Source organism: Amycolatopsis sp. PS_44_ISF1, from assembly GCF_032335455.1.
Classification (GTDB): Bacteria; Actinomycetota; Actinomycetes; order Mycobacteriales; family Pseudonocardiaceae; genus Amycolatopsis.
This window is the reverse complement of the sequence record NZ_JANUXO010000001.1, coordinates 1,355,463-1,367,817: the sequence shown is the minus strand read 5'-3', so window position 1 is coordinate 1,367,817 and position 12,355 is coordinate 1,355,463. Positions and strand designations below refer to the sequence as shown.

At 70.4% G+C, this 12,355-nt stretch carries 14 protein-coding genes; 13 read left to right on the top strand and 1 reads right to left on the bottom strand.

All coding sequences use genetic code 11. The annotated features are described in order from the left end of the window. Positions 1 to 774: a deoxyribonuclease IV gene (locus tag NYF13_RS06170; RefSeq protein WP_315654743.1), complete on the bottom strand. Its 774-nt coding sequence runs from the start codon at positions 772 to 774 to the stop codon at positions 1 to 3. Between the two features lie 111 nt (positions 775 to 885). Here NYF13_RS06170 and NYF13_RS06165 point away from each other — a divergent pair, with 111 nt between their 5' ends. The 13 genes from NYF13_RS06165 to NYF13_RS06105 all read left to right on the top strand — a co-directional run bounded on the left by NYF13_RS06165 (position 886) and on the right by NYF13_RS06105 (position 12,353). Then, a complete protein-coding gene (locus NYF13_RS06165; RefSeq protein WP_315654741.1) occupies positions 886 to 1,803 on the top strand; it encodes a hypothetical protein in 918 nt (305 codons plus the stop codon). 136 nt (positions 1,804 to 1,939) lie between these two features. After that, positions 1,940 to 2,842 carry a hypothetical protein gene (locus NYF13_RS06160; RefSeq protein WP_315654739.1) on the top strand — a complete coding sequence of 301 codons (903 nt, stop codon included), beginning with the start codon at positions 1,940 to 1,942 and terminating at the stop codon, positions 2,840 to 2,842. A 93-nt stretch (positions 2,843 to 2,935) separates the two neighbouring features. Beyond that, positions 2,936 to 3,841 (top strand): hypothetical protein, encoded by a 906-nt coding sequence (locus NYF13_RS06155; RefSeq protein ID WP_315657224.1) that lies wholly within the window; start codon positions 2,936 to 2,938, stop codon positions 3,839 to 3,841. A gap of 104 nt (positions 3,842 to 3,945) precedes the next feature. After that, positions 3,946 to 4,290, top strand: a complete 345-nt coding sequence (rpsF, locus tag NYF13_RS06150) for a 30S ribosomal protein S6 (protein ID WP_315654737.1) — start codon at positions 3,946 to 3,948, stop codon at positions 4,288 to 4,290. 18 nt (positions 4,291 to 4,308) lie between these two features. Continuing rightward, entirely contained in the window at positions 4,309 to 4,845 is a 537-nt protein-coding gene (locus NYF13_RS06145) for a single-stranded DNA-binding protein (RefSeq protein WP_315654735.1), read from the top strand. 41 nt (positions 4,846 to 4,886) lie between these two features. Continuing rightward, positions 4,887 to 5,135 carry a 30S ribosomal protein S18 gene (gene rpsR / locus NYF13_RS06140; protein WP_003098744.1) on the top strand — a complete coding sequence of 83 codons (249 nt, stop codon included), beginning with the start codon at positions 4,887 to 4,889 and terminating at the stop codon, positions 5,133 to 5,135. 11 nt (positions 5,136 to 5,146) lie between these two features. Then, on the top strand, positions 5,147 to 5,608 hold the full coding sequence (gene rplI, locus NYF13_RS06135) for a 50S ribosomal protein L9 (protein ID WP_315654726.1): 462 nt from the start codon (positions 5,147 to 5,149) through the stop codon (positions 5,606 to 5,608). A gap of 257 nt (positions 5,609 to 5,865) precedes the next feature. Beyond that, positions 5,866 to 6,225, top strand: a complete 360-nt coding sequence (locus NYF13_RS06130) for a hypothetical protein (protein WP_315654725.1) — start codon at positions 5,866 to 5,868, stop codon at positions 6,223 to 6,225. Between the two features lie 17 nt (positions 6,226 to 6,242). Next, entirely contained in the window at positions 6,243 to 6,818 is a 576-nt protein-coding gene (locus NYF13_RS06125; protein WP_315654724.1) for a DUF3558 domain-containing protein, read from the top strand. 51 nt (positions 6,819 to 6,869) lie between these two features. Beyond that, positions 6,870 to 8,285, top strand: a complete 1,416-nt coding sequence (locus NYF13_RS06120) for a hypothetical protein (protein WP_315654723.1) — start codon at positions 6,870 to 6,872, stop codon at positions 8,283 to 8,285. An 11-nt stretch (positions 8,286 to 8,296) separates the two neighbouring features. Further along, positions 8,297 to 9,100: an ESX secretion-associated protein EspG gene (locus NYF13_RS06115; protein ID WP_315654722.1), complete on the top strand. Its 804-nt coding sequence runs from the start codon at positions 8,297 to 8,299 to the stop codon at positions 9,098 to 9,100. A 929-nt stretch (positions 9,101 to 10,029) separates the two neighbouring features. Continuing rightward, positions 10,030 to 11,433, top strand: a complete 1,404-nt coding sequence (gene dnaB / locus NYF13_RS06110) for a replicative DNA helicase (protein ID WP_315657222.1) — start codon at positions 10,030 to 10,032, stop codon at positions 11,431 to 11,433. Between the two features lie 149 nt (positions 11,434 to 11,582). Continuing rightward, entirely contained in the window at positions 11,583 to 12,353 is a 771-nt protein-coding gene (locus tag NYF13_RS06105; RefSeq protein ID WP_315654720.1) for a class III extradiol ring-cleavage dioxygenase, read from the top strand. Positions 12,354 to 12,355 lie beyond the last annotated feature (2 nt).

Sequence of the window (12,355 nt, the reverse complement as noted above, 5' to 3'; positions counted from 1 at the left end):
TCAGCCGGCGTGCTTGCGCAGGAAGGCGATGTCCGCGGCCTGACCGTCAGCCGGGGTCTCGACCACCACCGGGGCACCGGCCTGGCGCACGACCTCGGCCAGCACCTCGGGGTCGATCGTGCCGTCACCGTCGACCACGCTGGCGTGGCGGTCGCGGTTGGAGCCGAACTCGTCGCGGGAGTTGTTGAGGTGCACCAGGTCGATGCGGCCGGTGATGGCCTTGACCCGGGCCACGGCCTCGGTCAGGTCCCAGCCCGCGGCGTAGGCGTGGCAGGTGTCGAAGCAGAAGCCCGCACCGAACTCGCCGACCTTGTCCCAGAGCCGCGCGATCACCTCGAGCTCGCGGGTCATCGCGTGGTCGCCGCCCGCGGTGTTCTCGATCAGGATCGGCACGGCGAAGCCGCCCTTCTCCGCCTCGCGCTCGAAGAGCTTGCGCCAGTTGAGCAACCCGTCCTCGACGTCGTCCCCGGCGGTGACGTGCCCGCCGTGCACGATCAGCCCCTTCGCGCCGACCTCGGCCGCGCCGGTCGCGTGCTGGGTGACGTTCTTGCGGGACGGGATCCGGATGCGGTTGTTCAGCGACGCGACGTTGATCAGGTACGGCGCGTGGACGAACACCTCGACCGGGGCCGCCTTGATCGCCTCACCGTGCGGATGCGGCTTCGGCGCCTTCCATCCCTGTGGATCGGAGAGGAAGAACTGGACGACCTCGGCTTCTCGCTCGGCGACGGCGGCGAGCGGGTCGTCGTCACGGACATGGGCGCCAATCTTCATGCGAGCACGCTACCTCCCGGGTGAATCCGCACCGGACGCCCCGGTTCGTCACGCTCGTGGAGTACCGTGAGCGCGTTCCGTGATCCTGCTGGGGCTCGACGAAGGACTCGTATGGGGAAGAACGCCGCCCGGATCACCGCGCTGGTGATCACCGCCGCGGTGCCGGGCCTGTCCGCCGCGATCGCCCTGCCGGGCACGGCCGCCGCCGCACCCGGCCCCACCCTCGGTGGTAGCTGCCCGGCCACGCTGCAGAACAGCCGGCCCGGCCACGGCCTCACCGTCGACGCGGGCGCCCCGCTGGACGCGCCGGACCGGCTCACCGTCGGCCTGGACTCCAAGTCGAAGCAGGCCGACGGCCACGGACCGCGGCTGAAGCTGCCGGTCGGCGACGTCACCCGTGCCCTCGGCGTCGGCGAGCTCCCGGTGGTCGGCGACGTGGTGGGCCAGATCGTCTGCCCGGTGGTGCAGAGCGCGGTCGACGTGGTCGGCGACACCACCCAGGGCCTGGTCAGCGGGCTCCAGGACGCCCGGCCCGAGCCGCCCGGGAGCACCCCGCCGGATGAACCGGACCCGGATCAGCCCGGCCCGGATCAGCCGGATCCGAATCAGCCCGGGCCGGATCAGCCCGCTCCCGGCCGACCCGGTCCCGGCGACCCCGCCCCCGGCCGAACCGAACCGGCCCCCGGCGACCCCGGGCCCAGCCACCCGAAGTCCGGCGGCAGCACCGTCGAACCGGTGGTCACCGGCCCCGGCGACGTGCTGTCCGGGCTCGACCCGGCCCCCGGGACCTTCACCAACGCCGCGATGCTGCCCGCCGGCTTCGTCCAGGCGCCGGTGATCACCCAGGTCATCCCGGGCCGCGTGCCCACCGACCAGCCGCCGACGGTCGACGCCAAGAAGTCCGGCACCGCGCAGGCGCTGCCGGTAGTGAACCCGCCGGCCCGGCTGCCGATGCTGCTCGCCGTGCTCGCGCTGGCGATCGTCGCCGCGGCGCTGGTCCGCGCGTGGCTGCGCCGCCACCCCGCCTGATCCCGTGCACCCCGAGTGACGCCCGGAACCACCCGAATGCCCCACACCGGTGGCCGGGCGGGCGTCACTCGTTTTCGTTACCGTCGTTGTCCTGGGCAGGAGAGTTCGGCGGGATGCGGCGAAGGGGTCGAAGACCATGCAGCATCGGACACGGAAGGCGACCGCGGTGGGCGCCGCCGCCTTCGTACTGGCGGGCTCGGCCGTGTTCGCCACGCCCGGCACCGCCTCGGCGGACACCGTGAACGCCCGGTGCGGGGACACCGTCACCGTGAAACCGGGTGATGTCGTCTCCACCCCGTTCGGCCTCCAGACCGTGACCGACGGGCTGACCAGCCTGGTCGGCGGTCTGCTCGGCGGTCTGTGCCAGATCACCGTGAAGGTGGTCGACACCGTCGTCGCGCCGGTACCCGTGGTGGGCGCTCCGGCCGCGAGCGCGGTCGACCAGGCGGTGCAGGGCACCACCAACGGGATCAGCAAGACCACGGGCGATCTCGGCCACGCCCTCGGCGGCGGCCAGCCCGCGCGGCAGGACCCCGGCCCCGGCGGCAGCCCGCAGCAGCCGCCGAACACCGGCCCCGGCGCCCCCCAAGGCGGGGCCCCCGCCGGTCAGAGTCCGATCCCGGGAGTGAACAGCCCGCTGCTGCCGTCCTCCGCCGGGGGCGGGGCGGGCCCGCTCGCGTCGATGATCCCGAACTTCGCCGGCCTGCCCTTCGGCTACAGCACCGGGTACGCCCCGATGCGGGACTACAGCAACATCCCGATGGCGATGGCCGGGCTGTTCACCCCCTCGCCGGCCCTGCGGTACGGCAGCCAGATCCCGGGTTACCAGCCGCAGTACGGCCTTTCGAGCCCGGCCGGCCCGGCCTCTGGCAACGCGGGCGTGCAGAACGCCGGGCAGGCCGAGGCGTTACCGACCGACGGCGGTAATCACACGAACGGGTTGGACTGGCCCATGCTGGTCGCCGTTCTGGCACTCTCCGGAGTCAGCGCCGGCCTGGTCCGGACCTGGGTGCTCCGCCGGATGGCCGCTTCTGCTTAGGCCGACCCGCCAGTATCTTTTCCAGGTCCCGGTCGTTGTTCCCGTGACGATGGCCGACGCCCACGGACCTTGGAGGACGTGCTCGTGAGAACCCTGCTCGTGCGGAAGACCCCCGCCTGGCGGCGAACCCGTCGAGCACTGACCGTCACCGCGCTGGCCGCGCTGGTGACCGGCGGCGCGTTCCTCGGCACCGGCACCGCCTCGGCCGCGACCACGCTGGCCTCGGCCTGCACCGGCTCGGTGAACGGCAGCATGGGCGACAGCGTCGCGCTGCCGGGCTCCTCGGTGAAGGAGGTCGTCCGCCAGGCCGCGCAGCAGCAGGTCAGCCTGTTCAACTTCCTCACCGTGTGGCCGGATTCGCTGGCGAACACCATCGCCGGCAAGGGCAACCTCCAGGTCGGCCAGATCCCGCAGTCCGCGGGCGGCACCATCGGCGGCGAAGCGATCGGCACGGCCGTGGCCGGCGCGTTGAAGGGTGCGAGCGGGCTCGGCCTGACCAGCGGCACCCAGAACCAGGTGCTGGCCGCGATCGAGAACAAGGTCGCCTCGTCCTGCGCGCTGACCACGCTGGCCACGAACTACACCGCGCCGACGTCCTCGGCGCCGACCACCGGCCCGGCGAACGGCGGCCGGTCCCCGGCCGACCCGGCCACCGGCTCCGGCGGCGCCCCACTGGCCAATCTGCTCCCGGGCGGCAACGGCGGCACCGCGCCGCAGCGCGACTACAACGGCATCCCGACCGCGACGCCGGGCACGGCGATCGCCCCCGGTATCCGCTACCCGGCCGGCGGCGCGCTGCCCGGCGCCGCTTCCGCCCCGCAGCTGGGTGGCCCGGACAGCCAGGGCCAGGGCCCGGACATCCGCAACGCCGGGAACGCCGAGGCGCTCGCGAACTCCGGCGGCCACGACGTCCAGCTGCCGATGCTGCTCGCGGTGATCGTGCTGGCCGGGGTGACGGCGGGACTGGTGCGCACCTGGGTGCTGCACCGGGCCGCCTGAGACCCCGCCGCACGGGACCGCCGGTCCCGGCAGGTACGCTTGCCCGGACAAACCCTCCTGCTACGGATAGTCCGTGGCCGCGAGCCCATAGGAGGTGAGTGGTTATGTCACGCCATTACGAGGTAATGGTCATCCTGGACCCCACGCTCGACGAGCGCACGGTCGCCCCCACCCTGGACAACTTCCTCAACGTGATCCGCAATTCGGGCGGAAGCGTCGAGAAGGTCGACGTCTGGGGCCGTCGTCGCCTCTCGTACGAGATCAAGAAGCACGCCGAGGGCATCTACGCGCTGCTCGACCTGAACTCCGACTCGGACGCGGTCAAGGAGCTCGACCGGCAGCTTTCGCTGCAGGAGACCGTGCTGCGCACCAAGGTCATGCGCCGCGAGGTCAAGCGCGCCGCGGCCAAGCCCGCTGCCGCCGCTGCGCCCGCTGCCGCCAAGGCCTGATCCGAAGGGACGCCACCCGTGGCTGGAGACACCGTCATCACGGTGATCGGGAACCTGACTTCCGACCCGGAACTGCGCTTCACCCCGTCCGGTGCGGCGGTCGCGAACTTCACGGTCGCGTCCACCCCGCGCACCCTCGACCGCCAGTCGGGCGAGTGGAAGGACGGCGAGGCGCTGTTCCTGCGCTGCAACATCTGGCGCCAGGCGGCGGAGAACGTCGCCGAGTCGCTGACCCGCGGCGCCCGCGTGGTCGTGCAGGGCCGGCTCAAGCAGCGGTCCTTCGAGACCAAGGAAGGCGAGAAGCGCACCGTCGTCGAGCTCGAAGTCGACGAAATCGGGCCCTCGCTGCGCTACGCCACGGCGAAGGTCAACAAGGTCAGCCGCGGTGGCGGAGGCGGCGGTGACTTCGGCGGCGGAGGCGGCGGCTTCAACGGCGGCGGTGGCGGAGGCGGCAACCGCGGTGGCGGAGGCGGCGCGCCCGCCGACGACCCGTGGGGCTCGGCCCCTCCCGCAGGTGGCGGCGGCGGCGGTTTCGCCGACGAGCCCCCGTTCTGATCTCGTATTCATTACCCAAGATTTGATTCCAGGAGTAGACAGTGGCCAAGCCACCCATCCGTAAGCCCAAGAAGAAGGTCTGCGTTTTCTGCAAGGCCGAGAAGAAGGGCCGCCCGGAGCTGATCGACTACAAGGACACCAACCTGCTGCGGAAGTACATCTCCGACCGCGGCAAGATCCGGGCCCGTCGCGTCACCGGCAACTGCAGCCAGCACCAGCGGGACATCGCCATCGCGGTGAAGAACTCCCGTGAGATGGCCCTGCTTCCCTACACCTCGACCGCCCGCTGAGGAGGCTCGTCATGGCGAAGATCATTCTCACCACGGACGTGGCGAACCTCGGCGGCCCCGGCGACATCGTCGAGGTCAAGGACGGCTACGCCCGCAACTACCTGCTGCCGCGCGGCTACGCGATCGCGTCCAGCAAGGGAGCCGAGAAGAACGTGCGCACGATCAAGCGCGCGCAGGACTCCCGGCGCATCCGCGACCTCGACCACGCCAAGGAGATCAAGGCGACCCTCGAGGGCCTCGGCGCCATCCCCCTGACCGGCAAGGCGGCGGAGGGCTCGAAGAAGCTCTTCGGCTCCATCACCGCCGGCGAAATCGTCGACGCCATCAAGGCCGCCGGCGGCCCGCTGCTCGACAAGCGGGTCCTGGACCTGCGCGAGCACATCAAGACGGTCGGCAAGCACTCGGTCGGCGCCCGCCTCCACCCGGACGTCAAGGTCGACGTCCGCCTCGAGGTCAAGGCCGTCGCCAACTGACGGCGGTTCTGCTTTCGAAAGCGGGGCGCTCCCTTGTTCGGGGGAGCGCCCCGCTTTTTCGCGTTCCTCGCGCCCTCGCCGATCGCTTTGAGTCACCAGCCCATTCTCCTGCGTGCAGCATTACCGCCGGCCGGACGCGGCTTTTCCGCTCACCCGTACTTCCGAATCGCCAGCGGGAACCGACGCCGTTGAGTTACCATCCAAGTCGCTGATCTCGCCAATTGGGGAGCGAGAAGTAGCTAAGGGGGTCTTGGACCATGGCCGAAGTACCACCGCCCGCACCGATCCAGGTCGGCGGCTACGGACCGGCCGGCGGCTACAAGTTCGAAGCGAACGAGGTCGACTCGGTCATCAAGCAGTGGCAGGACCTGCTGGACGACCTGAACACCGACCTCAAGCAGGCAAGAACCATCGCCGAGGTCAGACGACCGGCCGATGAGCCCGCCAGCAACGACTTCATCGACAAGGGTGCCAACCCGTCCGGGACGACTCTGCTCGAGCAGCACCAGCGGATGGTCCAGTACGTCAACAACTTCATCACCGCGCTGAAGGCGGCCAAGAACAAGATCACCGTGGCCGAGCAAGAGGCCCGCGATTCCGCCAGCCAAGCAGGTTGAGGAGCTTGAGTCACCCCATGCTGCCCCGCACCGTCCGGCTCGTCGCTGCGACCCTCGCCGCCGTTGGTTCGCTCACCGCCTGTGGCGGCGGCTCCGGCGGCCCGTCACCGTCGCCGAGCCCGAGTAGCAGTTCGCCCGGCGCCGGGCCGAAGGTGCCCGCCCCGTTGCCCACCCAGGCGCTGCTCAGCGATCCGTGCAGCGTCCTGACCGCCGCGGAAGCAGCCCGGATAGGCCTTCGCTCGCCCGGCAAGAACGACAGCACGAGCACGCTGCCGGGCTGCACCTGGAAGTACACGCAGACCGAGCAGAACCAGATCGGGCTGACGGCGTTGCCGCAGAACACCGGCGGCATCAGCGACATCTACAGCAACAAGTCCGGCTCTGCGTACTTCGAGCCCGTCGATGTCAGCGGCTACCCGGGGGTGTTCACCGATGTCCAGGATGCCCGCACCGAGGGCAGCTGCACCCTGTGGGTTGGTGTCACCGATCAGCTCGCGGTCTCCGTGATCCCGCAGATCGGAGTCGGCAAGACCGATCCCTGCCCGATCGCGAAGAAGTTCGCAGACGCGATGATCACGCACCTGAAGTCGTGATCACCATGAGCCCAAGAGCCAGCCTGAAAGCCTCGGAAGGAGTGGCACATCATGGGGAATGATGCCAACACCACCGGCAAAGAACTGAAGTACGCCGCGGCGGGTGCCGGAGTCGGCGCCGCCGTGGGTTCGGTCGTTCCGGTGCTCGGCACCGCGGTCGGCGCCGGGGTCGGCGCCGTTGCCGGGAGCCTGGTCGGCTTGTTCAGCGGCGGCCCGGAAGCGGTGAACGCCCAGGCCAACGTGGGCGGCCGGTCGATCGATGCCCGGACGATCTGGGAGAAGATCAACCCGGGCAACACGGGTTCGCTGAACCAGGGGGTGACCGCGGCCGGCACGCTGCAGAAGGTGCACACCGGCCGGGTCTCCCAGATCGACCAGATCAACACGAAGATGGACGCGGCCTGGCAGGGCGGCGGCGCCAGTGCCGCGCAGGCCGGGGCGCACCCGCTCGGGCTCTGGCTGCAGGACTCGGCCGCCAACCTCCAGAAGAGCCACACGTACCTGAACACGCAGGTCGAGAGCTTCGGCACCGTGCACAAGAACGTGCAGGAGATCGCGAAGGACCCGCCGTCCGCGGGGTTCCTGGACGGGGTCAACCCGTTCAGCGACAAGGACGACGAGATCAACAAGTACAACGAGGTCGGCAAGGCCAACGTCCAGGCCTACACGAACTACTACAACGCCAGCGGCAGCAACGCCGGTGGCATGCCGCAGTACAGCGCCTGGGAAGGCAACAACCTGTCGAACCCCCCGGGTGGCGGCGGCAAGTTCCCCGGCGGGCCCGGCAGCGGCGGGGGCGGCGGCGGGTTCACCGGGTCCGGCGGCGGTGGGGGCGGCAGCAGCTTCAGCCCGCCCCACGGCTCGACGAGCCTGCCGAAGTTCGACTCCCACCCGCCTTCGACCGACCTGCCTTCGACCACCCTGCCCAACGGGCCGGGGCACATCGGTGACCCGACCTCGCATCCGAACCTGCCCGTCAGTCACCTCCCGTCTTCGGACACCACCTCGACGTCCAGTTATGTGCCCCCGTCGTTCGACCCGAGCGGGTTCGGGCCCGGTGGCGGCGGCACCGGCTTCGGGCCGGGTGGTAGCGGTGGCGGCTTCGGGCCCGGTGGCGGCGGGGCCGGATCGGGCGCGGGCCTCGGCGGCGTGGCCGGGTTCGGGCCCGGCGGCTTCGGTGGCAGCGCGGCCGGTGGCGCGATGACCGGCGGCGGCACCGGCACTGGCGTCGGGGCTGGAACCGGCGCAGGAGCCGGGGCGGGCGGAGTCGGCGGCGTCCGCGGCGGTGCCTCCGCCGGTGCGACCGGCCGGGCCGGGGCGTCCGGAATGGGCGGCATGGCCGGCACGGGCAAGGGCGGCAAGGGTCCCGGCGACGAGGAGCACCAGACCAAGTACCTCGTCGAGGAGGACCCCAACGAGTTGTTCGGCTCCGACGAGCTGACCGTTCCTCCCGTCATCGGGGAATGAGGCCCGCTCACGTGATCACTCTCGACCGGCCGACCAAGTTCACCATCCCGACGCTGCTCAACCTGATCAAGCGCCGCGGCGGTGAGGCCCACCAGACGTTCTCCGACGTGCCGACCTTCTACGACGAGACCGCCGAGCGCGCGCTCGACCAGCAGGTCAACGCCGTCCTGACCGAGAACGGCCTGATGGGCGCGCGCGGGATGGACCGTGATCTGCTGAGCCTGATCGAGTCGATCTCGCATCCGCAGCTGGAGTACTACGGCTGGTTCGACGGGCAGTTCGAGGACGGCAGCCCGTCGAACTACTCGGTGCTCGTCGGCAGTGGCAGCGGTGGCGGGTTCGGCCTGATCCGGGTCGCCGGCGAGGAGACCGTGACGGTCCAGCGGCAGCGCCCGGACCTGCTGCTGCCGACTTTCCTCGGGATGATCCCGCAGGGCCGGGGCGCCACCGGGCAACCGCTGGTGACCAGCAAGGCCGAGTTCGAGAGCGGCCGGGCCGCGACCGCGGAGGACGAGACCCAGCGCTCGATCATGCGGTCCGGTCCGGGGCGGAACGAACCGCTCTCGCCGCTCAAGGAGATGCAGCGCATCCTCAAGGAGCCACGGACCGGCGCCGGCAGCTTGTACGTCGCGACGCGGCCCAACGGGGGCCGGCGGCGCCGGAGCCCACGGCCGCTGAACTTCATCGACGTGCCTGAAGGCCGCTGGCTGATGGAGGAGCGCCCGGGCCGCGACGATTCGCTCGTGGTGTTCACGCCGGGCACCCCGCAGGTGATCGCGGAGCGGATGCGGAACGCGCAGAGCGCACTCGCCTGACCTGACGTCCCCGAACCGGGTGGGGTCTCCGCCGGACCGAATGGCCGGAGGTGCGCCCCACCCGGTTTTGCGTGCGGGAGGCTCGCGAAGTGCGGGGAAAGCCGGAGTTCGATCGGCCCATTCGGCATCGCGCTGCTCGGCTCGCCGCCGGAATCACTACGCCAGGTGGGGTTTCCCCCGAGCCACCTCGACGTGACCAGAGGGTGAACGCCGTTCGATTTTATCTTCTGACGGCAGCAGCGAGAGCCCTACCTGCGGCTTCTCCTCAAGCGGTTACGGAGCGCAGTACGTCGCTCCGTGTCGCTGCTTCGAGTAGGCCATTCAGCCCACCGTGTCCTTGCTCTACGCTCCGTAGCGTTCATCCACAGCCAGCCAGCGCGAGTCGGCCGCGACACGCCGAACAACGCGTTGGACGCGACACGCCGGACGAATTTCAGCAAAGTTCTCCACAGTCTCTCCACAGGGTCTGAGCTGCGGTTTTATCCCGGCCCCCCAACTTTGTCCCCAGCTTGTCCACAGCGCAACGGCTTCCTGTGATTGGTTGCCCCCAGTCATCCACAAGTTGTCCACAAGACGGTCAACACCCGGAATTGCCTTGCTCCTAATGAGGGATCTAGCGTGCGCTGTCGGCCAGTACTCACGGTGGTGCCCGGCGTGGCGAACCGCCGGCGAGGAGGGGCGCCGTCCATCATCAGGAGGGTCGGCGGACGACTGGGAAAGCCGGGGCGGATCCGGCATAATCGAACTGGTGTTCGGTCGACTCGCAGCTGCTGGCGTTCGGGGCGGCGGAGCGGCCGAGCCGGTCCCGGACACGGGGTCGGCTGCGGTCGATCACGGGGCGGTCGAGGCCGGTTCGAGCAAGTGACCTGTTGGAGAAGTGACGTGTGGAGCCGGCCGGGGTGCGGTCGGCCGAGGAGGTGTCCGGGGCGGTGGCGCTGACCGACGACCGCGGTCCGTCGTACGCGGAGTCCGATCCGGGTCCGAGTGACCCCGGGTCCGGCGGGTTCGATCGTCAGCCGCCGCAGGATCTCGCGGCCGAGCAGTCGGTGCTGGGCGGCATGCTGCTGTCGAAGGACGCGATCGCCGACGTGATCGAGGCGCTCGGGCCCGGCGACTTCTACCGGCCCGCGCACCAGGCGGTGTACGACTGCATCCTCGACCTCTACGGCCGCGGCGAGCCCGCCGACCCGATCACGGTGTCGGCCGAGCTGGAGCGGCGCGGCGAACTCGGCCGGGTCGGCGGCGCGCCGTACCTGCACACGCTGATCGCGACCGTGCCCACCGCGGCCAACGCCGGCTACTACGCCGAGATCGTCTCGGAGAAGGCGGTGCTGCGCCGGCTCGTCGAGGCGGGCACGCGGATCGTGCAGTACGGCTACGGTGCGGCGGCCGCCGACGGCGCCAACATCGACGAGGTCGTCGACCGCGCGCAGGCCGCGATCTACGACGTCACCGAGCGGCGCACGAGCGAGGACTACGTCGCCCTCGAAGACCTGCTGCAGCCGACCATGGACGAGATCGACGCGATCGCCTCCCGCGGCGGGCAGTCCCAGGGCATCCCGACCGGGTTCGCCGACTTCGACGAGCTGACCAACGGACTGCACCCCGGTCAGATGATCATCGTCGCGGCCCGGCCCGGTGTCGGCAAGTCGACACTGGGCCTGGACTTCGTCCGCTCGGCGTCCATCCAGCACGGCCTGTCCAGCGTCATCTTCTCGCTGGAAATGAGCCGGACCGAGATCGTCATGCGCATGCTCTCGGCCGAGGCGAAGATCCGTCTCGGCGACATGCGCGGCGGCAAGATGTCCGACGACGACTGGACCCGGCTGGCCCGGCGGATGAGCGAGGTCTCCGAGGCTCCGCTGTTCGTCGACGACTCACCGAACATGACGATGATGGAGATCCGCGCCAAGGCCCGGCGGCTCAAGCAGCGGCACGACCTCAAGCTCGTGGTCGTGGACTACCTCCAGCTGATGACCTCGGGCAAACGCGTCGAGTCGCGGCAGCAGGAGGTCTCGGAGTTCTCACGGCAGCTCAAGCTGCTGGCCAAGGAGATCGAAGTGCCGGTCATCGCGATCTCCCAGCTCAACCGTGGTCCGGAGCAGCGCACCGACAAGAAGCCGATGCTGTCCGACCTGCGTGAGTCCGGTTCGCTGGAGCAGGACGCCGACCTCGTCATCCTGGTCAACCGCCCGGACGCCTGGGAGCGGGACGACCCCCGGGCCGGCGAAGCGGACCTGATCATCGCGAAGCACCGTGCCGGGCCGACCGCGACGATCGTCGTCGCCCACCAGCTGCACTACAGCCGATTCGTCGACCTCGCCCACGAATGACCCGGCCGTCGCCGCCGCGGTAGCGGATCCGGGCGACCGCGACGTCACGCTGGTAGCTCTCACCAGTTGTTCTACCCCCCATAACGGGATCGACCGCGCGAGGAGAGGCGTACGCTAGTAGTTGAACTTTCAAACACTTGGAGGCAGCCATGGCGCCCACCCCGGTCCTCTACCTCAGCCACGGCGCGCCGCCGCTCGCCGATGACCCCACCTGGACCCGGCAGCTGGCGGACTGGTCCGCGGACCTGCCGCGGCCGAAGGCGATCCTCGTGGTTTCGGCGCACTGGGAGGAGGCGCCGCTGACGGTCGGGGCGACCACCACCGTGCCGCTGGTGTACGACTTCTGGGGCTTTCCCGACCGCTACTACCAGGTCGGCTACGCCGCCCCCGGCGCGCCCGAGCTCGCGGGCCGGGTCCGCAAGCTGCTGCACTCCACCGCCACGCCGGTGCACGACGCGCCGGAGCGAGGGCTCGACCACGGCGCGTACGTGCCGCTGGTCGAGATGTACCCCGGCGCTGACCTCCCGGTGTTGCAGATCTCCATGCCCTCGCTCGACCCGCAGGTGCTCTTCGACGTCGGCCGCAAGCTCGCGCCGCTGCGTGACGAGGGGGTGCTGATCATCGGCAGCGGCTTCTTCACCCACAACCTCAGTGCCCTGCGCCAGGTCGACGGCTCGGCCGGAGTGCCGCCGCAGTGGTCCGCCGAGTTCGATCAGTGGGGTGATGAAGCGGTGCGCGCCGGCGACGTCGACGCGTTGCTCGACTTCAAGCGCAAGGCCCCGGCCGCCGCGCTCGCACACCCGCGCATCGAGCACTTCGCGCCGCTGTTCGTCTCGCTCGGCGCCAGCTCTGCCGAAGGCCGCACCGTGATCGACGGGTTCTGGCACGGCCTCGCGAAGCGCTCCCTCGAGTTTTCCTGAGC